Annotated in this window: 26 protein-coding genes and 1 pseudogene; 8 read left to right on the top strand and 19 right to left on the bottom strand. The window is 62.3% G+C overall.

Annotated elements, in window-relative coordinates; all coding sequences use genetic code 11:
• Positions 1 to 2: 2 nt before the first annotated feature.
• From NCR35_RS18780 to NCR35_RS18770, 3 genes are all read right to left on the bottom strand, one after another.
• Positions 3 to 386 (bottom strand): hypothetical protein, encoded by a 384-nt coding sequence (locus NCR35_RS18780; RefSeq protein ID WP_250535612.1) that lies wholly within the window; start codon positions 384 to 386, stop codon positions 3 to 5.
• The gene (locus NCR35_RS18775; protein WP_350029216.1) at positions 383 to 1183 is read right to left on the bottom strand and encodes a putative bifunctional diguanylate cyclase/phosphodiesterase; all 801 of its coding nucleotides are present in this window, start codon (positions 1181 to 1183) and stop codon (positions 383 to 385) included. Before NCR35_RS18775 ends, NCR35_RS18780 begins: the two co-directional genes overlap by 4 nt.
• A 745-nt stretch (positions 1184 to 1928) precedes the next feature.
• Positions 1929 to 2402: a hypothetical protein gene (locus NCR35_RS18770; protein WP_250535611.1), complete on the bottom strand. Its 474-nt coding sequence runs from the start codon at positions 2400 to 2402 to the stop codon at positions 1929 to 1931.
• A 360-nt stretch (positions 2403 to 2762) separates the two neighbouring features.
• On the opposite strand from NCR35_RS18770, the gene NCR35_RS18765 reads away from it, so the two are divergent.
• Positions 2763 to 3113 (top strand): hypothetical protein, encoded by a 351-nt coding sequence (locus NCR35_RS18765; RefSeq protein ID WP_250535610.1) that lies wholly within the window; start codon positions 2763 to 2765, stop codon positions 3111 to 3113.
• 105 nt (positions 3114 to 3218) lie between these two features.
• On the top strand, positions 3219 to 3623 hold the full coding sequence (locus NCR35_RS18760) for a hypothetical protein (protein ID WP_250535609.1): 405 nt from the start codon (positions 3219 to 3221) through the stop codon (positions 3621 to 3623).
• Positions 3624 to 3743: 120 nt separating this feature from the next.
• On the opposite strand, the gene NCR35_RS18755 is transcribed toward NCR35_RS18760, so the two are convergent.
• The 3 genes and pseudogenes from NCR35_RS18755 to NCR35_RS18745 form a co-directional block, all read right to left on the bottom strand.
• A complete protein-coding gene (locus tag NCR35_RS18755; RefSeq protein WP_244849618.1) occupies positions 3744 to 4310 on the bottom strand; it encodes a transglycosylase SLT domain-containing protein in 567 nt (188 codons plus the stop codon).
• A 104-nt stretch (positions 4311 to 4414) separates the two neighbouring features.
• Positions 4415 to 5809 carry a DHA2 family efflux MFS transporter permease subunit gene (locus tag NCR35_RS18750; protein WP_250535608.1) on the bottom strand — a complete coding sequence of 465 codons (1395 nt, stop codon included), beginning with the start codon at positions 5807 to 5809 and terminating at the stop codon, positions 4415 to 4417.
• Positions 5810 to 5915: 106 nt separating this feature from the next.
• Positions 5916 to 6457, bottom strand: a pseudogene (locus tag NCR35_RS18745) (phosphonate degradation HD-domain oxygenase).
• A 93-nt stretch (positions 6458 to 6550) separates the two neighbouring features.
• Here NCR35_RS18745 and NCR35_RS18740 point away from each other — a divergent pair.
• Complete coding sequence (locus NCR35_RS18740) at positions 6551 to 6877, top strand: hypothetical protein (protein ID WP_250535607.1); 327 nt, start codon at positions 6551 to 6553, stop codon at positions 6875 to 6877.
• A 66-nt stretch (positions 6878 to 6943) separates the two neighbouring features.
• Positions 6944 to 7498 (top strand): J domain-containing protein, encoded by a 555-nt coding sequence (locus tag NCR35_RS18735; protein WP_244849610.1) that lies wholly within the window; start codon positions 6944 to 6946, stop codon positions 7496 to 7498.
• Here the strand turns inward: NCR35_RS18735 and NCR35_RS18730 are convergent.
• The 3 genes from NCR35_RS18730 to NCR35_RS18720 all read right to left on the bottom strand — a co-directional run bounded on the left by NCR35_RS18730 (position 7495) and on the right by NCR35_RS18720 (position 8622).
• Positions 7495 to 7743, bottom strand: coding sequence for a hypothetical protein (locus NCR35_RS18730; protein WP_250535606.1), 249 nt, complete (start codon positions 7741 to 7743; stop codon positions 7495 to 7497). The two genes, NCR35_RS18735 and NCR35_RS18730, sit on opposite strands and share 4 nt — an antisense overlap.
• A 193-nt stretch (positions 7744 to 7936) precedes the next feature.
• Entirely contained in the window at positions 7937 to 8308 is a 372-nt protein-coding gene (locus NCR35_RS18725) for a VOC family protein (RefSeq protein ID WP_250535605.1), read from the bottom strand.
• A 5-nt stretch (positions 8309 to 8313) separates the two neighbouring features.
• Positions 8314 to 8622 (bottom strand): hypothetical protein, encoded by a 309-nt coding sequence (locus tag NCR35_RS18720; RefSeq protein ID WP_250535604.1) that lies wholly within the window; start codon positions 8620 to 8622, stop codon positions 8314 to 8316.
• Between NCR35_RS18720 and NCR35_RS30020 the strand changes: the two genes are divergently transcribed.
• The 4 genes from NCR35_RS30020 (at position 8599) to NCR35_RS18700 (ending at position 12483) form a co-directional block, all read left to right on the top strand.
• Positions 8599 to 9612 carry a DUF3280 domain-containing protein gene (locus tag NCR35_RS30020; protein ID WP_350029215.1) on the top strand — a complete coding sequence of 338 codons (1014 nt, stop codon included), beginning with the start codon at positions 8599 to 8601 and terminating at the stop codon, positions 9610 to 9612. The genes NCR35_RS18720 and NCR35_RS30020 overlap by 24 nt on opposite strands.
• 151 nt (positions 9613 to 9763) lie before the next feature.
• Positions 9764 to 10828, top strand: coding sequence for a cytochrome D1 domain-containing protein (locus tag NCR35_RS18710; RefSeq protein WP_250535603.1), 1065 nt, complete (start codon positions 9764 to 9766; stop codon positions 10826 to 10828).
• 110 nt (positions 10829 to 10938) lie between these two features.
• On the top strand, positions 10939 to 11349 hold the full coding sequence (locus NCR35_RS18705) for a hypothetical protein (RefSeq protein WP_250535602.1): 411 nt from the start codon (positions 10939 to 10941) through the stop codon (positions 11347 to 11349).
• An 81-nt stretch (positions 11350 to 11430) separates the two neighbouring features.
• Positions 11431 to 12483 carry an ATP-binding protein gene (locus NCR35_RS18700; protein WP_250535601.1) on the top strand — a complete coding sequence of 351 codons (1053 nt, stop codon included), beginning with the start codon at positions 11431 to 11433 and terminating at the stop codon, positions 12481 to 12483.
• Here the strand turns inward: NCR35_RS18700 and NCR35_RS18695 are convergent.
• From NCR35_RS18695 to NCR35_RS18650, 10 genes are all read right to left on the bottom strand, one after another.
• A complete protein-coding gene (locus NCR35_RS18695) occupies positions 12414 to 13112 on the bottom strand; it encodes a response regulator (protein WP_244849603.1) in 699 nt (232 codons plus the stop codon). The two genes, NCR35_RS18700 and NCR35_RS18695, sit on opposite strands and share 70 nt — an antisense overlap.
• 4 nt (positions 13113 to 13116) lie before the next feature.
• The gene (gene pqqE / locus NCR35_RS18690) at positions 13117 to 14304 is read right to left on the bottom strand and encodes a pyrroloquinoline quinone biosynthesis protein PqqE (RefSeq protein WP_250535600.1); all 1188 of its coding nucleotides are present in this window, start codon (positions 14302 to 14304) and stop codon (positions 13117 to 13119) included.
• 36 nt (positions 14305 to 14340) lie between these two features.
• Positions 14341 to 14640, bottom strand: coding sequence for a pyrroloquinoline quinone biosynthesis peptide chaperone PqqD (gene pqqD / locus NCR35_RS18685; RefSeq protein ID WP_241270018.1), 300 nt, complete (start codon positions 14638 to 14640; stop codon positions 14341 to 14343).
• Between the two features lie 5 nt (positions 14641 to 14645).
• Positions 14646 to 15380: a pyrroloquinoline-quinone synthase PqqC gene (pqqC, locus tag NCR35_RS18680; protein ID WP_250535707.1), complete on the bottom strand. Its 735-nt coding sequence runs from the start codon at positions 15378 to 15380 to the stop codon at positions 14646 to 14648.
• A gap of 45 nt (positions 15381 to 15425) precedes the next feature.
• Positions 15426 to 16346 carry a pyrroloquinoline quinone biosynthesis protein PqqB gene (gene pqqB, locus NCR35_RS18675; RefSeq protein WP_250535599.1) on the bottom strand — a complete coding sequence of 307 codons (921 nt, stop codon included), beginning with the start codon at positions 16344 to 16346 and terminating at the stop codon, positions 15426 to 15428.
• A 31-nt stretch (positions 16347 to 16377) separates the two neighbouring features.
• Positions 16378 to 16947, bottom strand: coding sequence for a cytochrome b (locus NCR35_RS18670; protein WP_250535598.1), 570 nt, complete (start codon positions 16945 to 16947; stop codon positions 16378 to 16380).
• A gap of 62 nt (positions 16948 to 17009) precedes the next feature.
• Positions 17010 to 17831, bottom strand: a complete 822-nt coding sequence (locus tag NCR35_RS18665; RefSeq protein ID WP_250535597.1) for a formylmethanofuran dehydrogenase subunit C — start codon at positions 17829 to 17831, stop codon at positions 17010 to 17012.
• Positions 17828 to 18784, bottom strand: coding sequence for a formylmethanofuran--tetrahydromethanopterin N-formyltransferase (fhcD, locus tag NCR35_RS18660; protein ID WP_250535596.1), 957 nt, complete (start codon positions 18782 to 18784; stop codon positions 17828 to 17830). The genes NCR35_RS18665 and fhcD overlap by 4 nt, the downstream gene beginning before the upstream one ends.
• Positions 18781 to 20484 (bottom strand): formylmethanofuran dehydrogenase subunit A, encoded by a 1704-nt coding sequence (locus tag NCR35_RS18655; protein ID WP_250535595.1) that lies wholly within the window; start codon positions 20482 to 20484, stop codon positions 18781 to 18783. The genes fhcD and NCR35_RS18655 overlap by 4 nt, the downstream gene beginning before the upstream one ends.
• Positions 20484 to 21746, bottom strand: a complete 1263-nt coding sequence (locus tag NCR35_RS18650; protein ID WP_250535594.1) for a molybdopterin-binding domain-containing protein — start codon at positions 21744 to 21746, stop codon at positions 20484 to 20486. Before NCR35_RS18650 ends, NCR35_RS18655 begins: the two co-directional genes overlap by 1 nt.
• Positions 21747 to 22016: the final 270 nt, after the last annotated feature.

Genomic DNA, 22016 nt, shown 5'->3' with positions numbered 1-22016 from the left:
CTTCACGGAAGCGGTTGCATCGCGGTCCATGGAGACCAGCCGGTGTCGCTATCGGGCGTTGCGACGCGCAGTGCCCGCGAGCCGTCGCCGAAAATCAGCGACTCGGTACGACAGGCGTTGATGTCGCGAATCCTGGAGAATCCGACGTAACCGAGCTCATGAGTGAACTGCAGATTGCCTTCCCGCAACACGCCGAGGTAAGAGTCGAAGTGTTCATCACTTGAATGATTAGCACAACGATTCAAAAACGTCGCGACGAATTCTGCATCGAACATGGTCGTCTCCCGATTTTCGTCATCTCCGCAGGCGCTGTTATCGCCTGCAATTTCTGCGGCGAGCCCGGCAGCAGGCGCACGAGTCGTTTCCTTCGCTTCGGCCAGCGTCAATGCCTCGGCCCTGCACGCCTTCGAGCCAACGCATGAGTGAATTCCGTCGGGCTCGTCGCGCGGCCGAATAGATATCCTTGCAGCAAGTCGCAGCCGAGCGCCCATAACGCCGTGGCCTGATCGGCGGTCTCGACGCCTTCGGCGGTCACGGTCATGTGAAGCGCATGCGCCATGTCGATGAGTGCGCGTGTGATGGCGACGGATTCGTGACTGCCCGGAAGATCCGCGACGAACACGCGGTCGATCTTCAGGTTGTGCAGAGGGAATCGCTTCAGATATGACAGCGACGCATAGCCTGTGCCGAAGTCGTCGATGGCGAGCTTCACGCCCAGATCGGCAAGCGCCGCCGCTGTCGCTGCGACGCCCGCGGTATCCGGCAGCGACATGCTCTCGGTGATTTCGAGTTGCAATGCGGGAGCTTCGAGTCCCGTGCTTTCGAGGCACGTCATGATATGTCGCACGAGGCTTTCGTCGAATTGCGTGGCCGATACGTTCACCGATACGACGAAACGCGGCGCAATGGTCCGGCGCCAGCGGGCAGCCTGCACACAGGCTCGTCGCAAGGCCCAGTTGCCGATGTCGTGCAGCAAGCCGGCTTTTTCGGCAATCGGTATGAATTCTGCCGGCGCCACTTCACCGAGTTCTTGATTGGTCCAGCGCAGCAACGCCTCGGCGCCTACCGTTTCGCGCGTGACACTGTCCAATACCGGTTGATACGCGAGCGTCAATTCCCCAGCGGCCAGTGAGTGAGGCAGCAGCGCTTCGATGATGAGGCGGCGCTGCGAATCAGATTTCATCTCGGCGGGCAGGGGCTGCGCGCCGCCGCTCGCATTCGATGTCCGCAAGGCGCGCGGCGGCTGAGAGACCAACTGTGACACCCGTCCGTTCATGCGCAGTGGAAGAGTTCGATGCATCGTCTTCGCGATCCTATGTTAAGGCAACCGTTGATGTTCACCCGAGAGAAACAGCGAAACGCAACTGAGCGTCGATGCGGTACGTTGAAGCGCAACGACACACGAGCGAGTCGGTCTCAATTGGCCAGCCGGTGCCGCTACGATAGCGCGCAACCGTCGGCGCGACTACGCATGGAAAGGGCTAACGCGTAAAGCAAAGCTGAACACCATCGGTTGAATCACGGCGGAAATAGCGATGCGTGGACGACCTCCTAGCCGGGCGCACTCTGACGCAAGCATTCGGTGAACGTGAAGGGGCGGTCGAGCTATTGCGAGAAGCAACGGCTGTACTGCCAGCATTAGGCAACGGCCGCGCTTGGTCGCGAGCGCAGACGGTTTGATTGCTTGATCGGGGTCACGAAAACGCTGTGCCCTTCGTGACATGTGGTGGTGCCGCCGCGATTGCGCTGGTGTGAGCGGCGAAGGCCAAAATAGTCCTCCACACCGCCGAAGCGGTTCGAAGGCTTCATCGAATCGGTTCAAGCAAGCGCCAAAGAAAAAGCGAGCCCGCAGGCTCGCCAGATGTCACAACGCACGGGACGCTCGTACCGACGCGCCCCAATGCGCGATGCGATAACGCCGGCCTCCCTTACTTCTTCGCCGCGTCGACCTTCGCATCGGCAGCCGCCTTGTTTGCGTCGCTTTGTGCCTCGACTTTTTCTTTGTCGGCTTTGGCTTGCGCCACCTTGGCATCTTGCGCTGCGTCCTGCTTCTTCTTGTCGGCCTTAGACTGCGCAGCGTGCTTCTTCTTGTCGGCTTTCGCCTGTGCCTTGGCGGCATCACCGCGGGCGTCGGAGGCTTGCTCCGGCGTGGTCGCCTGCGCTACTTTCGCGGCTTCCTTGTTGGCATCGTCCTGAGCGGATGCCTTGTCCTTGTTGGCGGATGCCTGCGCCTTGGCGGCATCGTGTTGAGCATCGGTCTTCTTGTGGTTGGCAGTGGCCTGAGCTTCGGCCTTTTCATGATCAGCTTTGACTTGCGCCTTGGCGGCGTCGGATGCGGCCGTTTGCGCGAAGGCAGTGCTTACGAGCAGCGTGGATGCGAGAGCAGCGACGATTTTCTTCATGATGTTCGACTCCTATGATCCTGCGTTCTTTGGACACGCCATGATCGGCATGTGACGATGAAAACGCCGCGTGGCCGCGGGTCGTTGACTTTGCTTTCGTGACAAACCGTAACCGGTGCGAGCAAATGCAACGTCGCGGTGCAGCTTCCGGCAAGCATGCACAAGAGTGTTCGAAGTCAAGGGATGCTTTGTAACGGCCCGGAAAATTTAGCCGAGCCTGTTACTTCGTATGTTTCGGAATCCAAAGCAATGCGAATTTGTAATCGTTGAAATGCACCGTTACCAACTGCTGCATCTATTTCCAAAGCGCCTGCTTAACATGCCTCCATACACCCGGCATTCGGGAACGGAGAAGAAGTCATGAAACGCGCAGCGCTTGTCTTAGTGATGATCGGTAGTTTGTCCGTGGCGGGTCAGGCATCTGCACACGGTCACGGCGGCGGTCATGGCCATGGGGGAGGGGATGGTGGCGCCATCGTTGGCGCATTGATCGGCGGCGCGGTGCTGGGCGCATTGGTCACGTCGGTCGTGAGTGCCCAGCCCGCCTATTCGGAGCCGGTCTACGCACAGCCGGCTTATGCTCAACCGGCTTATACGCAACCGGCGTATGCGCAACCGGCTTATGCGCAGCCCGCGCCGCCGGCCGGCTATTGCTACGACGGCTACCGGCGCGCTTACGTCCCGTGCGCGCCTGCGGGCTACGGCTATTGAACCGCCGCGAGGCGGGCGGATGCGGCACGTTGCTTGCGCTTTATGAATGCGGCGGGTGTGGCGAGTTGCTGCATCGGCCGGCACGCTAACTCTTGGAGACTTGCAATGAAAGCGATCAGGACGAAGCTGGTAGTTTCAGCGCTGGTGTTGGGCTTGTCGGGCGGCGTCTATGCGCAGGCGGGCGGCGGCGGTGGCGGTGCAGGCGGCGGCGGTAGCGCAGGCGGTGGCGGCGGCGCGGGCGCGGCAGGCGGAATGGGCGCGGGCGGCAATGGCTCGGCGGGAGCGGGCTCGGGCGCGTCCGGCAAGGGCGGCGGCGTCGGCATGGGCGGCACCGGCATGGGCGGTTCGAGCGACGGCACGAGCGGTACCGGCGTGAACAGCGGCATGGGCAATAACGGCGCGAACAACGGCATGGGCCAAGGCACCATGCAACGCAGTGGCCCCGGCAGCACGGGTAGCTCGAGCAGCAAAAGCCCCGGCGGCATGGGACACGGCAACAACTCGCAGTAACAACAGTTGAACACCATCGAAGCGGCTAAAGCCGCATCTCAGCGCGCAAGCGGGTTTCATCGCCGTGAAGGTTGCGGCATCCGCCACGCGGCGGCGCGCAAGAATAACAACTAGAAGCTATTACTGAGCAGGCGCGGACGCTGAATAAACAGCCGCCACAGGCTCGAACGTCTTGGCTCGCAGACTCACTTTCTCCGCATAAGCACGCGAACCGCCGTAGTTCTTGAGCGCGGCGTCGACATCGCCTTGCGCGGATTTCAGATAGCCATGCAGGATGGACGAGCCGATTTCGATATTCGTCTCCGGCTCCGTCAGGTCCACATTGCGCACGAGCTTCTTGTGCGCGGACGGCACCACTTGCATGAGCCCGGTTGCGTTATTCGCACCGACGGCCGTTTCCTTGAAACGCGATTCGATTGAAATGATGGCGAGCAGCAGCGCCGGCGGCAGCGAGTATTTCGACGCGGACGCCATGACCGCGCTCGCTATCGTTTGCGCTTTTTCGCGCGCGACGCCGAACTTGCGCGTGATGACTTCCGATATTTTGTGGCGCGCCGCGTCGAGGCGGGAGTCCTGCTGCACGACTTCTTGCGGGTTCGTGGCGCTGGCGGCGAGCGGGTCTGCCTGAGCGAAGGCGGTGTTCGCGAAGGTCAGAACGAGGGCGAAGAGTAAGAATGTGCGGCGCATCGGTCTGGCGAGGTAAGCGGTGCCGCATTATATCGTCACAAAATGTCCTTTGTGATCAGTCACTTGTCTTAAATACGACGAATCGTTTCGATAGCCGGAAGAATTTACTTCGCCGAGGAAGCCGAGATGCCTTCGCCGGCGTCGTCGGAGAGTCGCGCGAACATCGGCAGCGAGGCGAGGACGAGCAGCGCCGTCGCGATGAATCCGCAAGCGAGCTGCCACCGTTCGGTCTGCGCGCTGCCGGAGACGAGCATCGTGGCCTGAATGGTGCCCGCCGCGACGGTCACGCCGAGCGCCTTCATCAATTGCTGCGCGGTGCCCTGGAACGAAGTGGCCGCGGCGAGACGCGACTTGGGAACGTCGGCGAAGGCGAGCGCGCCCATCGTCGCGAAACTGAGCGAGCGGCCAAGACCGCCGACGAGCAGCAGCGCGAAAATCGCACTGGCGGGCCACGCTTGCGACATCGTCGAACAGACCGCGAGCACGGCGGCGAACGAGGCGCTGCCCGCGCACAGCACCGTGCGCACGGAAAAGTGCCGCAGCGCGAGCGCGGTCATCGGCCGCATGCAAAACGAGCCGAGCGCGCTCGCGAAGGTCACGAGTCCGCTCGCCGACGCGCTATAGCCGAACCCTGTCTGCAACGTCAGCGGCACGAGAAACGGCAATGCGCCGGCACCCGCGCGAAAGAGACTGCCCGCCACGGTCGCGGCGTGGAACGTCGGAATGGAAAGCAGCGAGAAGTCGATGGCCGGATTCGGCGTCTTTCGGCAATGCACGACCGTCGCCCTGAAAAGCAGCACGCCGATGACGACGCATACCCACGGCACGCCGTCCGGCAGCACATGGCGGCCCGCGCTTTCGATCCCGACCATGAAAAGACTAAGCGATGCGCCCGAGAGCACCATGCCCCGCAGGTCCGGCGGCGTGCGCGCTTCGGGCGGCGAAGGCGGCAAGAGCCGCCACGTCAGCAGCAGGCCGGCCAACCCGACCGGCACGTTGACCCAGAAGATGCTGCGCCACGACAGCGCGTCGGTGAGAAAGCCGCCCAGCGGCGGACCGAGAAGCGGACCGACGAGCGCGGGCATCGTCAGCCATGTCGTCGCCTGAAGCAATTCTTCGCGCTTGACGCCGCGAAACAAAATGAGGCGCCCGACGGGGACCATCATGGCGCCGCCGAGTCCCTGAACGACGCGCGCCGCGAGCAACTGCGGCAGGTTCATCGCGGCGGCGCAGGCAATGGAAGCCAGCGTGAACGTGGCGATGGCCCACATGAAGACGCGTCGAGCGCCGAAGCGGTCGGCCACCCAGCCGCTTGCGGGAATGAAGACCGTCAGCGCGACCAGATAGGCGGTAATGGCGCTGCTCAGATGGACGGGATCGACGTGGAGATCGCGGGCCATTGTCGGGATGGCGGTCGCGACGATTGTGCCGTCCATGTTCTGCATGAAGAGCGCACTGGCGACGACGGCGGCGGTGGTGCGGAAGTTGCCGCCGTTCATAACGCCCGGCTCGCAAAGAGGTCGGGACGTTGCGGCTCCGTGGTTATCGTGTAGTCAGCGTGCATGCACCCCAGTTTACTCGAAGGGTCGTCGCGCCGTTCGCCCGCTACGCAACGCTCGCCGCGATCCCCAAATAGTGCGAAAGCGGCGGCGTGACGCGGCTTGCGTCCTTGGCGGCGTCGTCCCAGCGTCGCAGGGTCATGGCGTCATGCGCGTAGGCAGTGCTACGAAAGCGCGCGCTTCGTCGGCATCAAACACGCCGCCCTGCAATTGCAGGCTGCGCACCGAATCCGCCGACAGCCGCGCGTGATACGCAGGATCCATCGCGCACAGGCAGCGTTTAGCATCGACATGAAGGCGAATCGGTTCGAGCACTGCATCAGTAAACACGGCCCGCAGGAAGGGAAGCGCGTAGTACTGGTGCAGATCGTCGATACCGCGCTCGGTCGGCGTCTCGCCTCGCAGGTTCAGCAGATGCCCGAGATCATGCAGCAGCGCCGCGACGATCAACTCACGACTCGCGCCCGCTTCTTCCGCGAGACAAGCCGTCTGCAGCGCGTGCTGCAACTGGGTGACAGGCTCGCCGCTGTAGGCCATCGAACCGTGCGTATCGAAGAGATGCCGGATATCGTCGAGAGAAAGCGCCATCGTGAGTAATTCGCCTCGGCGTATGCTAGATGGAACGAAGCCCGCCATTATCAACGCGCCATATGACGCGTTCATGGCGCAGCGAGTCACGTCATGCCGTTTCTCTTTCATCGACGCCCGGAACTTGCAGGTCTGAATCGTCGCGCGCGAAGCGACGTCCGACGCCTCGCGTGGCACTTCGCGCAGCGTCACTGGACGCTGCATGCGCCGGCCTTTGCGTGGATCGTCTTCGTCGCGCTGCATACGCGATTCGGCCTCGTGCCCGACCCGCGCGCGTATGTGTTCGTGACGCTCGGGCTGTTCGCGGCGGCGGTCGTCGTCATCCGGCTGCATATCGCGCATTATCTGCGTGCGGCGCGCGCTATCTACGATGCCTTGGGTCCGGCAAGCCTCACCTCCATCATCGGCACGCGCAGGTAGGGAAGCACGCAAAGTCCCCATTTTTCGCGTGTTACGATGCCTCGCGTCCCTTCTCAACGATCGCACATGGCAACGTTATACGAAACGCTGGGCGTCGACGAACACGCCACGGAAGACGAGATCAAGCGCGCCTATCGCAAGGCCGCGATGCGCTGCCACCCGGACCGCAATGCCGGTCAGGAAGAGGCGGCACGGGCTCGCTTTCAGGAAGTGAAGGAAGCGTACGCGATCCTGTCCGACCCCGCGCAACGCGAGGTGTACGACCGAACCTTCGCCGAAGAAATCGAACGCTGGGAAGCGCGCATGCGCGAAGAGGAAGCGGAGCGTGAGGCACTTTACGCAAAGCGCGTATCGCTTGCCATGCGCTTCGCATCGCAGGGTCATAACCGCGATGTCGTGTTCGGCGTATTGCTCGGGCAGGACTGCGATGAACCTACCGCGCGTCGTATTGCGGAAAGCGTCGTCGCACTGCATGAGTCGCGTCAGGAACCCGCGACGAGCGAAGCGAAAGAAGAGCAGTCCGCAGAGCCTGAACCCGAGAAACCCAAAGCCGACGAGCCGCATGCAGCAAACCCGCTCGGAGCGATGTGGTTTCAGTTCTTCAACAATCTGCGCCTCTAGGCCGCGAGTCGTTCAGTGCGCATGTTCTCTTTGCGCGGCGCTGCGGGATAGACGCACCACTGCCCGTCGTCGTGACGGAAGAAGAACAGCGCCTTCGACGCAGTGCCTTGCAACGTTTCCACGCACACGAAACGCCGATGATCGGCGCGCGTGCGGCTGAACTGCTTGACATGGACCGGCACGCTTGCCGGCGCGAGCCATTTCTCGACCAGATAACGAAGCGATCGTTCGTTCGCGCATTTCATCTGAAGTCTCCTGCATGCGGCGTTCATGGCTGTATATCGGCCGAAAGCATTCGACGCTTGAGCGGTCCCATGAAAAGACGCCTGCCGCAACGCACCACACTCATGACAAAGCACTTGAACTGTACGCCTGAATGGGCCGTGCGCGCGCGGTTTGGCGTAATAGCAACAGGAGCGCGCGGTGACGCTCGACAGCTCAAAGCGGGCGCGCGAAGCTGAGTTCGTGGCCGTCGGGATCGGTGAGATGAAAGTAGCGCTCGTTCCACGGCGCGTCGCGCGGTGCAAACTGAGGCTCGATACCGAGCGCCTTCACTTTGCGATAGAAGGCATCGACATCCGATACATAGAAGATGATGCGGCCCCACCACGAAATGGGGCCGTGCGTTTCGCTCGTGATGTTGAGGTAAGAGTCGCCGAGCGCGAACGATGTGAACGCCTCGTTCGCACCGCCGTGCACGATGCGAAAGCCCAGCGCCTGATAAAAGCATACGGTGCGCGCCATGTCGTGCGTGGCGAGCGTGACCGCGCTGAGACTGACGATACGAGCATCGTCGATGGGTGTCGTCATGTAGCTCAGGAATGGTGGTGATGCGAGACGATGGACAGCACGGACAGATCCGGATGCGTGCCATCCACGATGCTCTTGCCGATATGCCGCGCATCGTCTAAAGCGTCTGCGGCGGTCTTGTATGCGTCGTCGCCATCGGAGTGGAAGTGAACCGCTTCCCCGGGCACGTCCGCATTCGCGCCATGCAGGCACACATGACCGATGAAGACGTACCGTTGCGCCGGTTCGGCCCCGGCCTTGAGTTGCGGAAGCACGTGGATATCGAAGCCTTCGTATTCGAAGACATGCCATTGAGTAGAGAGGTCGACGGTCATGATCGTCTCCTGTTTCGCCGTGCCGGCAATTTGACCTTACTCCTCTTGACGCGAGTAATCCATTGGCGAATGCACAGTCGCGAGAACGGACCGTCCTCCGGCGATCTGCTGCATCTGTTGCCGCGAGAGGACGGCTTCGTTGCGGCGCGTGGTGGTGTCGAGCGAGAGGTCGGTAACGACGAGAGCGGGCTTTATGGCGTTTCTCCTGGCAGCGTGGCGTGGGCGGATCGAATACGCGGCGAGCACATCGAATGCTCGCGCGAAATTCTGCAAAGCCTATGCCAATGCGACGCTCAAGCTCGCGTCGGCACACGGGCTGTGGCGCTCGACGCTAGAAGGCTGCGATCAACCGATGCAAGGCGCACAGGAATGTTGGACAGGAGCCGACAGACCGGCGCATGCTGTTGGCTCCTGCGTCACCATGCAACGTTCGAGACCATGACCATGACCATGACCATGACATCCGTCGTCCGTATGCTGGCGTTACTCGTTTTATGTGGTCTGCCATTGGGTGGACAGGCGCAAGCGCAACGCACGCAACAATCCATCGCGCTGCTGGATTGCACGCTGATCGACGACAACGCCGCCTATAACGATGCCGACACCGATCGCATACAGACGGAGCGCCTCGCGATGGTCAGCAACGCACTGCGCGAGCAACTGCGAGAGAAGACGCCCTTACGTGTCACGGACAACGCGCAGGCGAGCGGACTCATTGCAGCGCTCGAACGCGCTCAGGACATGAGCGCCTGCAATGGCTGCGAGCTTCGCGTTGGGCGCGAACTCGGTGTATCGCGCGTCGGTGTGTGCTGGGTACAGAAGATCAGCAACCTCATCCTCAATATCAATTTGCGCGTGGAGGACGTCGATAGCGGCGCTACGCTTTTCCAGCGTTCGGTCGATATGCGCGGCAATACGGACCAGTCGTGGCGGCGCGGCGCAAATGCGCTCGTCGATCTGCTGGCGAGCGAAGCCTCTGTCATGCGTTAGGCATGCGGCCGCATGCGCTCTCTGTATTTTCGGGAATTTCTCCCGCCATGCAGCGTTGCCTGCACGCGGGATCCTGCGCTAAGTTGGATGTGGGGCCGGCGTTTATTACGCCCTTAAAACGATACGAAGAACGTTCAGCCGGAGACGAATCATGCATGCGAGTTTCAACGCGACGCGCCTTTCACTCGCGTCGCTGATAGCATCCGCCCTGCTCGTTTGCGCGAGTCACGCACACGCGGCCGCGCCGCTCGCCTATGTGACGAGCGAAAGCAGCGGCGTCGGCGTGATCGATCTCGACGGCCTGTCGCTCACGAAGACCATCGACGTCGGCAAGGACGGTCCGCGTGGCCTGAGTCTCAACAGCGACGGCACGCGCCTTTACGTCGCGAACAAGTCGACGGGCGATCTGTCCGAGATCGATACGGCGTCCGGCAACGTGCTTCGCCGCGTGAAGATCGGCAAGAATCCGGAGTTCGTGCGCGTACACGGCGGCGAGGCTTATGTCACGTATGAGCCGGGCGAATCCGGCGCGCCGGGGAAACCCGGAGAACCCCAGAAAGACGACGACGACGCGCATTCGCCGCCCGCGGAAATCGCCATCGTCGACTTGAAGACGATGAAGGTCAGGCGTTCGGTCAAGAGTGGCCATGAGACGGAGGGCGTCGAGTTTTCGCGCGACGGCAAGCTCATACTCGTCACGAACGAGGGCGACGATACGGTATCGGTCTATCGCGCCGGCACCGGCCAGCCCGTGCGTACCGTCAATCTGCCCAAGGGATCGCGCCCGCGCGGCATCAAGGCATCGCCTGACGGCAAGGCTTATGTCGTCACGCTGGAGAACGCGAACAAGTTCATGGTGCTCGCGGGTAACGACCTCAAGCCGGCGAAGACCGTCGATACGAAGGCCGGGCCCTATGGCGTGTCGTTCGATCCATCGGGCAAGCGTCTCTTCGTGGCTGCGTCTCGCGACAAGACGCTGCAAGTCTTCGATGCTTCCACACACGCGCACTTGAGCGACATACCGGTCGGGCAGCGTTGCTGGCACTTCAGCTTCACGCCCGACGGCTCGAAGGTGCTGCTCGCATGCGGCCGTTCGAACGCGGTCTATGTGCTCGACGCTTCGAGCTACGCGACCGTCAAGCAGATAAACGATGTACCGCTTGCATGGGGCATCGTGACCTATCCGCCGAGCGCGGGCTCCATCACCGGACGTTGATTTCGAGCGCACGGCCGTTTCGGTTTGTGCCGCGCATCATTGCGCATTCCACGTCGCGTCACGCGGCGGGCGGCTGCTAGTATCAGTTAAGCTCGCCGGCGAGGACAATCATGCATACATTAGCCGAGGCGTTTGACACCATCAGCGATACACCCACGCGCAAGCGCGTGCTCATCGCGTCTCAGGGTGCCACGGGCAATTGCCGCTGGCTGCCTGCCTCCATAGACAAACACGGCGAGTTGCGCTTCGACGTGTGCGAAGACGAAGGCGTCGAGATCGACGACGAATCCGCCGATGCAGTGCGCCTCTTTGATGCGGGCTCGCTCTCTTCCTGCGCATTAGTCGTGCATCTTGGCGCGCTCGGCGTCGGCGCGCTGGTCATGGGACCGGAATCGCCAAGCGACGCCATGCGCATGCTCGAACAATTGAAAGCGCATGCGCTGAGCCGTTTCGTGGAGAACTATTTGGCGGAACTGCGGCAGCGGCGGCCGGCCAAGGTCTATCCATTCAAGCCGCGCTGATCAGGGAGATTCTCCCGTTCATCGAAAGAAGCGCTCAAACGTGCGATGCCTACTGCGCCGCCTGTCGCAGGCGTGCGTAGAATGTTTCGCGTGAAGCCATCCGAGTCCTTCTCCTCGCCTGCGAAACAGCATTTGACTCGCACGCCGCGCTCGACGGTCGTGCGCGATCTCGCCTGCGTGCTCGCCGTGACCTTCATTGCGGGCGCCCTGTTCGCGACGTTCGACTTCAGCGAGTTCACATATCGCTGGACGCGCAGCGCGGAGCGTTTCCAGCTCGACGAAATGCCCGCGACGCTTGTCGTGCTGGCGCTCGGCTTGGCGTGGTTCGCGTGGCGACGCTACCGCGAAGCACAACGCGAAGCGCGGCGGCGTCGGACGCTGGAAGAGGAAGCAGAGCAGTTGCTCGCGCAGAATCGCCGCCTCGCCAATCAGGCCATGTCCGCGCAGGAGAACGAGCGTCGTCATCTTGCGCGCGAATTGCATGACGAACTCGGTCAATACCTGAATGCCATTTCGCTCGATGCAGCCCGTATTCGCGACCTTTCCGCCGGACGCGAAGCGGAGATTCATCGGCTCTCTCTCGCGTTGATGCAAAGCGCGACGCATGTGTATCGCGAGATCGGCGGAATGATACGCAAGCTAAGACCCATCGGGCTCGATGAATTCGGCTTGCCGACCGCGCTCGAACATTGCATCGAAGGCTGGCGCGAACGCTTGCCGCAGGCGGTGTTTTCGCTGACGGTGGAAGGCGACTTCGATCACTTGAGCGATGCGCTCAATATCACGCTGTATCGGCTTGTGCAGGAAGGGCTCACGAACATATCGAAGTTCGCGCGCCATTCGCGTGTCGAAATCTATCTCGTGCGCACGCCGCAAAATGCGAACTCGGGCGCGGACGAAATCGTCGTCACCATGGCCGATGACGGCCCCGGCATCGACCTCACGATGCCTCGCACGGGCCTGGGACTGGTGGGCATGCGCGAGCGCGTCGAGGCGCTCGGCGGCGAGTTTCACATTGCAAGCAGCCAGGGCAAAGGCTTCCTCTTCTGCGCCCGCGTGCCCGCTCACGCAGGAGTGCCGTTGCCGAGCGAGCCGAACGGCGCATCGGCTGCGCCGGTGAAATCGGAGAAATGAAGACCGAGGCGGCTCGCGATTTGCGCAAGCTGCACGCCATTGTCCGCGCCGAACTTCTGGCGTATGACCGACTGGTGATTCGCTACCGTCTTCTGGCTCAGACCCAACTTCTCCGCGATGCTCGGCAACGTATAACCCTGAACCAGCAAACGCAGGACTTCGAACTCACGGGCCGATAACTGCCGTCCCGGCGGGCCTTCACGAATCGTTTCGCGCAAGGCGAGCGCCTGCGATATGTCGGGACTCAGATAGCCGATGCGGCGCGCCACGGAGCGCACCGCTTCAACGAGCACGTCCGGCGCACTCGCCTTCGTCACATAGCCGCGCGCGCCGGCATCGAGTGCGCGGCGTACGAAGATCGCTTCTTCGTGCACGCTGAAGATAAGCACGCGCGCCTGCGGCTCGCGTGCGAGCATGCGCCGCATCGCCTCTATGCCGCTTGCACCCGGCAATGCAAGATCCATCACGACGACGTCCGGCTGCAACGCGCAGAACTTCTGATAAGCCTGCGCCGCGTCCGCTGCTTCGCCCGCGACGCTCACGTCGGGGCTCAGTTCGAGCAGACGCTTGTAGCCCTCACGCACGACAGCGTGATCGTCCACCAGCAGCACGGAGATGTCGGCGGTCATGTGACTATCCTTCGTTGTCCGAATCAAGTGCGCGATGTGCTGCCGCCATGCGACGCGAGTTCGCGTCGTTGCGAAAGACGATGGGCTGCTCCGCAGGTTCCTGCCTGACCGATGCCGCGCGCACCACTTCGATGACCCGTTCATGATGCGGGGACTTGTCGCATACCGGGTCCGCGTTCGCCGGATCTTGCGTGAGCAGATACGCCTGACAGCGGCAGCCGCCGAGGTCGATGGCTTTCTCGTCGCAACTGCGGCACGGCTCCTTCATCCAGCCGAAGCCGCGAAAGCGGTTGAACGCATCGCTCTCATACCAGATGTCCTTGAGCGGCGTCTGCGTCACGTTGGGGAAGGTGAGGCCCGGCAACGAGCGCGCCGTATGACACGGCAACGCGGCCCCATCCGGCGCGATGCCGAGAAACACGGAGCCCCATCCGTTCATGCAGCGCTTCGGCCGACGCTCGTAGTAATCGGGCACGACGAAGAATATCTTGCACTTGTCGCCTATCTCGCGCCGGTAATGCTCGACCACCGCTTCCGCTTCCTGCAACTGCTCCGCAGTCGGCATGAGTTGCGCGCGGTTCGCGCGCGCCCAGCCGTAGTACTGCGTGTTCGCGAGTTCGAGATACTCGGCGTCCATCGCGAGGGCCATGTCGATGATGCGGCCGATATGCGGCAGGTTATAGCGGTGCAACACGCAATTGAGCACCATCGGGAAGCCGTGAGCCTTGATGAGATTGGCCACGCGCTTCTTCAACTCGAAGGTCTTCGTGCTGGAGAGAAAGTCGTTCAGCTCCTGCGTCGAGTCCTGAAACGAGAGTTGAATATGATCGAGTCCCGCGTCCTTCAGAGCAGTCAGACGCTTGTCCGTGAGGCCGATGCCTGACGTAATGAGATTCGTATAGAAGCCGAGTTTGCGTGCTTCTGCGACGAGCGTTTCCAGATCGTCGCGAAGCAGCGGCTCGCCGCCGGAAAAGCCGAGTTGCGCCGCGCCGAGCGCGCGCGCCTGCCGCAATGTGTCGAGCCATTGCTCGGTGTTCAGCTCTTGCGTGTGTTCCGCGTAGTTGACAGGGTTGTAGCAGAAGACGCAATGCAGCGGACAGCGGTACGTCAGCTCGGCGAGCAGCCAGAGCGGCGGCGGTATCACGGCGCCTTCGTGCTCGGGCTTCGCAATGGGTTCGGAAAGATCGGTCATGCTTGTGCCTCTCTTTGTGCCTCTGCTTGTGCCTCGTTACTCCAGCCAGCCGCGCGAACGTGCGCCGGCGATGAACGCCCGCACGTCGTCGCCGAGGCCGCTTGCGTTGAACGCCTGTTCCAGATCCGCGACGAGAGCGGGAATGTCGCGCGTTCCGTCACAGCGCAAAAGAATCTGCGCGGCGCTTTGATTGAGCTTCACCATGCCTTCGGGATAAAGCAGGACGTGCGCATCCTGCGCGGGCTCCCATTGCAGGCGAAAGAGACGCTTGAGCTTCGGATGCAGTGAATCATCCGGAGCTTCGACGGCTTCCTGGACACGCTGCGTCGGGTTCATATCGCTCATGACGGAAAGGCCTTTTCGATGGAATCCAGCATGGTCCAGAGAATATCGAGCTTGAATTGCAGGATATCGAGTGCGCGTTGTTGTTGCTCGCGTGTCGTGAAGTGAGCGAGCGTCACTTCGAGACCATGTTCGACATCGCGCTGGGCGAGCGACACACGCGAGCGAAAATAAGCGAGACCATCGGCTTCGATCCACTTGTAATGCTCGGGCCATGTCGCTAGGCGATCCTTGTGAATCTGCGGCGCGAACATCTCCGTCAACGACGAGCACACCGATTCCTGCCACGGCGCACGCCGCGCGAAGTTCACGTAAGCGTCGACGGCGAAGCGCACGCCGGGCGTGACGAGCCGAAGCGACCACAGATCGTCGCGCGATAGACCCACTGCATCGCCCAGACGCGCCCACGCTTCGATGCCGCCCGGCTGATCTTCATAGCCATCGTGATCGAGAATGCGCAGCACCCAGCGGCGGCGCGTCTCGCGGTCCGGGCAGTTCGACATGACCGCCGCGTCCTTCAGCGGAATGTTGATCTGATAGTAGAAGCGGTTAGCGACCCAGCCGCGAATCTGCTCGGGCGAGCATCCACCGCTATTCATCTTCACATTGAACGGATGATGGATGTGGTACGCCGTGCCTTTCGCGCGCAGTTGTTCCTCGAACTGTTCGCGCGTCCACGCAGGCTCCGCGGTCTTCACTGCGGTGAAGAGCGGGCCGGTCGTGGGGTTGAGCATCGGCGTGAACGGGTGGTCAGACATTCATCGTTCTCCAGGGATTCTTCATAGCTCGAAGCTCATGCCGTCGTGCGCCACTTCGATGCCATGTTCCGACAGCGTGCGGCGTTCGGGACCATCTTCGATGAGAATCGGGTTCGTGTTGTTGATATGGATTAGCACTTTGCGTATTTCCGCGCGCGCGATCGAATCGAGCACTTCGATCATGCCGCCTGCGCCGCTCTGAGCGAGATGACCCATGTCGGCGCCGGTCTTCTTCGTCAGGCCCAGACGAATCATTTCGTCGTCGGTCCATACCGTGCCGTCGATCAGCAAGAGATCCGCCCCGCGCATCGCCTCCAGCACATGCGGTTCGATCGCGCCGAGCCCCGGCGCATAGAACGCTCGCTTGCCCGTTGCGCTGTTCGTGAACACGAGGCCGATGTTGTCGCCCACTTCGGGCGCTTCGCGGTGCGGCGAGTAAGGCGGCGCCTTGCTCGAAAGCGGTAGCGCTTCGATCTGCACGCGCGGCAGTTCCGGCACGCTCAACGCGGAGCCGTCGAGCGCAATGCGCCGATGTTCGACGCCGCAGTAATGCGAGAGGATCGACGTGACCGGAAAGCCCGTCGAAAGGTCCTGCCACACGGCGTCGGTCGCATAGAGCGGCAAGGGCGTGCCGCGTTCGCGCAGCATCAGAAGGCCGGTGACATGATCGATCTGCGCATCCATGACGATCACCGCTGCGATGCCCGTATCGCGCACGCGACGCGCGGGCTGCAACTCGGGATTCGCCGCGATCTGCGCGAGTATGTCCGGCGAAGCATTGACGAGCAGCCAGTCTTCGCCGTTATCGCTGATGGCAATGGAGGACTGCGTGCGCGCCCGCGCCGCTATCGTACCGCGACGCACGCCGTCGCAATTGCGGCAGTTGCAGTTCCATTGCGGGAAACCGCCGCCTGCCGACGAGCCCAGCACACGAATTCTCATAAGCCAGCCTCGCTGACCTGCATCACGGCGCTCATGGCCACATTCTCCTTAACAGTCCGTCCTTGTCGATCAGTTGATGTTTCATCGCGCCCAGAAAATGCAGCACGATCAGCGCGGCCATGATCCACGCCAGATAAACATGGGTGCCGAAGAACAGTTCCCGCATGCCCTTGTCGTCCCATCCCCATTGCGGCAACGGCACGCCCCAGAAGCGCGTGCCGAACCTGTTGAACGACGAGCCGAGGTAACCGGTCAGCGGCATCGCGATCATGCCAACGTATAAAAGAGCCTGCGTGGTGCTCGCGGCGGCGCGTTGCCACGCTCCCATCGGCGGCAGAGGCGGACGGCCATAGGCCAGGCGTACCAGGATGCGGATCAGCACCAGCAGGAAAACCGTCATGCCGAGCGACTTGTGGAAGTTGATGAGCGTCGACTTGAACGGCAGCCCGCGCGGCAGGCCGACCATGTAGAAGCCGATGCACAACATCGCGATGATGGCGGCCGCGATGATCCAGTGCAGCGCAACGAGAGGACGCGCGAAGCGATCGTTCGCCGCGACCGCCTTGCCGTGCGCCGCAGCGGAGATTCGTGCAGCGGTCATGGCGCGCCTCCTTCGTCAAAGGGCATTCGTCCGCCGGATATGAGTGCATTGTTCTCGTCTGTTCATGAATTGGCGATCAGCAATTCCCCCCGTCCGTCCACGGCGAGATCGCCTGCATAGCGCGTCGGCACGATGCTGTCGGCGAGCGTGGCGAAGGACGGCATCTCGCGCGCGAGCATGCGGGTCAGCAGCCGCCAGAAGACGTCGAAGCCACGGCCGCCTTCGACGAAAGTCGGTTCGATGCGTCGCGGCGCCTTCAATAGTACGACCGTGCCGCGTCGCATGCCATAACCGATATGCGCGCCCGTTTCGCCCGCGATGCAAAGCGTCCCCGCCACGAGCCGCGATGCCGCGAAATCGCCCGCATTGCCGCCGATCAGCACCGTGCCGCGCCGCATGCGGTCTGCAAGACGCGCGCCTGCATCGCCGTGGACGATCAAAACGCCGCCGCGTATGCCTTCCATGTTGCCGGGCAGCGCGCCCGCAGCAAAATCGCCGACGCTTCCACGCACCGTCATGCGGCCGCCTTGCATTTCGCATGCGGTGAAGCGGCCCGCATCGCCGTCGATATGCAGCTCGCCGCCGCTCATACCGATGCCCGCGTAGTCGCCTGCTTGGCCGTGGACGAAGAGCGAACCGGCATCGAGCGACGCGCCGATGCGGTCGAGCCACGCAACATCGCCTTCGATACGGAGCGTTGGCGCTTCGCTCTGCGTCCTGCTGATGTCGAATAGATCGGCTATCGCGCACTGCTCGCCGTGCCCTTGCAAAATGAATCGCTCGACTTCGCTATCTTCCAAACGACCGAGTGCGCAAGGAAGTAACTTCGACGCATCGACGCGAAAGCCGGGCGCAGTTTTTACACGTAACGTAATGGCGCTCATGCACGACTCCCCGCGATGCCGGCTGCGAGTTCGTGCAGCTTGAAGTGATACGGCCCGAGCTTGCCGCCGTAATTGCCCGCCGATATGCGCAGCATGCCGCCCGCTCGCCCTATGCCAGTTGCCGCCGCGATGCCGGCTGTCATCGCGGCGCGCACATCCGCATCGGTCAGACCATCGATCACGATTTCGAGCACGCACGCGACCTCGGGCGTGAGCTCGCTCTTCTTCGACAAGCCGACGAGCGTGGGGCAGAAGGCATCGTTCGTGGAGGCGGTCGCGCCCGCGTATTTCGAGCCGATCTTGGAGCCGGAGCGCACGACGCCGCCGGGAAATGGCGTGATGATGTTCGGCAGCGCGTGCATGGCGGCAACGGCGGCTTCGGCGGCGTGCAATGCGCTGTCGAGATCGCGCGCGAGGAACAGCAAGTTGCCGCCGCCCACTGCCTTCACGGTAGCCGTGAATTCCTCGCAGACGAATTCGCCGTCCATCACGGGCACGCGCCAATAGCGCGTCCTGCCGAGCACTTTCGATATCTGGAAGCCGTCGCCGAAGAAGCGCAGGCCCGCGCCGAGCGGTGCGTTGTCGGAAAGCGGGGCGCGGCTCGTCGCCGGATCGATGCCGCCATAGACTGCGGTGGTCGGGCATGTGAGTACGCATTGCCCGACGCGCCGCGCGACTTGCTTTGCCAGTTCTTTCGACGACACAGCGAAGATGAGCACCGAAATGCCCGGCCTGCCATCGGGCGTTTCATCGGCTGTGAGATCACGTTCGATGCCCGCTTCGCATCCGCAATCGATCACGGATGTCGCAAAGCCCGTCAGCGAATTGGCGGCGTGACGCGCCCATGTCGGCGTATGCGCGGTGATGACGAGGCGCGTCGCCTTCATCGGGAACGCTTCGGCGAAGGTGTCGTCGATCTCGGTGTCGTTGATGCGCAGGGCGGTCATGGTCATGCGTTCCCGCGCGTGGCGAAGCACGCAACCGGCAACAGCCTGCCGCCGTTGCAGCATGCGCAGATTTCGTCGTCGCCGATAGCCGCGTTCTCGAAGCGCGCCGCAAGGTTGGCTTCGGTGAAGGCGCGCACGCGCGGTTCGATGGAACGGTCATAGTCCGGCTGCACGTAATGGATACCGCCTGTCGGTACGGTGAGAAGCACGCCATCGCGTGCGATTAATTCGCCATCCTTAAAGACATAGGCCGGTGACGTGAACATGCGTTCGCGGTCCGCATCCTCGCGATAAACGGCAATGTCCGCTGCTGCGCCGACTCCAAGATGCCCGCGATCCATCAGCCCGAGCAATCGCGCGGGTCCGGCGCGCGTGATGATGGCGATCTCGTAGAGCGAGAACTCGCGAGTGAGTTCACCGAGCGCGGTCGCGGTCTTCGCATCGGCGTGCAACTTGTCGAGTTGCTCGTCGCGAAAGGACTTGTCCATCAGAAGCCGAATGAGATGCGGGTAACTCGTGAACGGACCGCCGTTCGGATGATCGGTCGTCATCGATACACGCCACGGATCGTCCACGAGCAAAAAGATCTCCAGCCCGATGATCCATTGCAGCGCGTTCACGAAGCTCTCTTCGCGATACCGGAAGGGCAGCACGCCACAGCCGCCATCGCATTCGATATCGCCGAGTATCCATTTGCGCGGTCGAGCGAGCGGCGCGTTGCGGAACTGCATCATCGTGTCGCCGGAAGCGGTGACGGTCTGACCGAAGATGATCTGTCCGACATCGATGGTCACATTGGGACGCGCGTTCACCGCTTCGGCAATGGCGCGCGCGCCAGATGAAAACTTACGCGGCCCTTCTGTGCCATAGCTGTGGAACTGGATATGCGTGAGATGGATGGGCAGGCCTTCTGCCGCATCCATCGTCGCGATGGTCGAATCGACGTTGCCGGGCACGCCGAGATTGCTTGCGTGCACATGCAACGGATGCGGCACGCGCAAGTCGGTGAGCGCGCGAGTAAGTGTCTTCAGCACGTCGCGCGGCGTGATGCCGTAATGCACGTGTGCTTCGTCGAGATCGAGCGAACGCTGATTGAACTTGAAAGCGGATATGCCGCCGGGGTTCACCACTTTGACGCCGAGCGCCTTGCTTGCGTTGATGGTCCAGCCGACGTAATCGCGTATGCGTTCGTAGTCGTCGCGTGCCGCCAGCATCTGCAGGAACAATTCGTCGTTGCCCATCATCACGTAGGCGCCGTGATCGATGATCGGCGTATCGCCCATTTCGAGGTGAGTGTGACGCGCGTTCGAGGCGATCATCGCGGGCTCGAATGCAGCGGTATAGCCCATTTCCGCATAACGATATCCGGTGGCGAGCGTGCCGGGCGCGCACGTGCCGCACGAAGGCAGACGCATATAGCGGCCTTCGTCGGGCCGGTTCGGCACGGCCCGCGGATCGTCGCGATGATCCTCCGGCAAGAGCAGTCGCGAGAGATTGGTCTTGCCGCCGCCGATATGCGAGTGCAGATCGATCCCGCCCGCCATGACGACCATGCCGCTCGCATCGAAGTCACGTTCAGGCGGAATGTCGTGATCGTTCAGGCCATCCACGATACGGCCGTCGCGGATCGTGATGTCGCGCTGTTCACCGTTGACGCCGTTCGTCGGATCATAGACGGTGCCGCCTCTCAGTCGCGCCGTGCTCATCACGTCCTCCTTGCGCGTACAGACTGCACGAGTTCACTCGCGATGGCGGCCACGGTGGGCAATGCCGTACCGCGCGCCGGCACGAGCGGCGCGACCACCGATGTATCCATGCGAAAGAGGTGTCCGCTGCTATCGACGCCGGGTGTCGCAACGGGAATGAACACGGTGGGCGCGCTGCGTTCATCGAGCGCGGTGGCGGGATGCGCGAGGATGATCGCGGGAATGTCGTCGGCGAGCGCATCGGGCATCGGCTCGGGAACGAAGCTCGATACCCATAGCAGCGCGTCGGCTTCACGCTTATGCAGAAGCCTCTGCGTGCGATAGCGATGTGGATCGTGATCGAGCGGCAGTCCCACGGTGACGCGCGTTCTCAGCGGAAAGCCGGAGAGCCACGTGACCGTTTGATTGACCGAGAGCGCGCCGTCGTCCCCGGTCAATGCAAGGACGCCCGCGCGCATGGTGCGATTGAGCGTCTTCACGATTCGGTGTATCGCTTCTATCGCGAGCGCCGAATGCGGGCTCGGCAATGCGGCGGGTTCATAGATGAACGCGGTGTAGTGCGCCGTGTGGATGCGCTCGGTCAACGCCTGCAAAACGTGGGCGGTTTCTGCGCCTGCGAACGCATCGGGCTTGCGGTCTTCGAGGAGCGCGGACCAGAGCGCGAGGGTATCGAAGGCATCGAGATCGCGCAGTAGGGTCTCGCCGTGCGGGGCGGCCGTATCGACGTCGCATCCGACGAAGACGAACTTCTTTTCATGCTGCGCGGTTTGCAGCCGCTCATAGAAGCGCGGATAACGGCGTGATGGTTCGCACGCGAACACGATGATGAGATCGGCGCGCGAACGCACTTCCGATAGCGTGGTGAAGAGCGCGCCGCGATCTTGCAGCGCGAGCGTGGTCGCAGCGAGCGAATCGCCGTGCATGTGATCGAGGATCGCGCCGCTATGGGCGGCGAGTTCGTAGAGCGCGCGTGCGCCGGCTACGTCGGTGGCGAGGCCGCCGAAGAGCGGGCGGCGGGCTTTCGTCAGGATGTCCGCGGCACGCGAGATTGCTGTACGAATGTCGGTCTGCGTTCCGTTGACTCTTGGTTGTGCGTTTGCCGTTACGGCGTTGGTGCTCGCGAGCGAGTTCGTTAGGCGCGGACAGGCCGTGTTCCATGCGCGCAGGCGCGCGTCGGCCGCGACGTCCAGCGCGATGTCGTCGCATAAGAGCGGGCAGAATGGACACGTCCAGAGGGGTTTTGCTGGCGCTGATGTGGGCATGGTGCGCGGGTGTTTGCAAGGTCTATGCCGAGAGTGTTTTCTTGTTTGTCGTGGAGCTTGTATTCGCGTCGGTCTATTAGCGTTGCCCCTCCCCGGGGCGGGGGTCACTTTCTTTGCTGCTGCAAAGAAAGTAACCAAAGAAAGCAGCTTTTTTCTGAACCGCCCGAAGCAAAAATGGAGTGATCACTTCGCAGAAGAGCATTGGCACTCAGTTTGAATCAACCTTGAATCACCTTCCACGCCCGCTGAACATTAACGTCATGCGAGCCC

This window comes from Caballeronia sp. AZ10_KS36 (genome assembly GCF_023631105.1).
Classification (GTDB): Bacteria; Pseudomonadota; Gammaproteobacteria; order Burkholderiales; family Burkholderiaceae; genus Caballeronia.
This window is presented reverse-complemented; position numbering and strand designations above follow the sequence as displayed.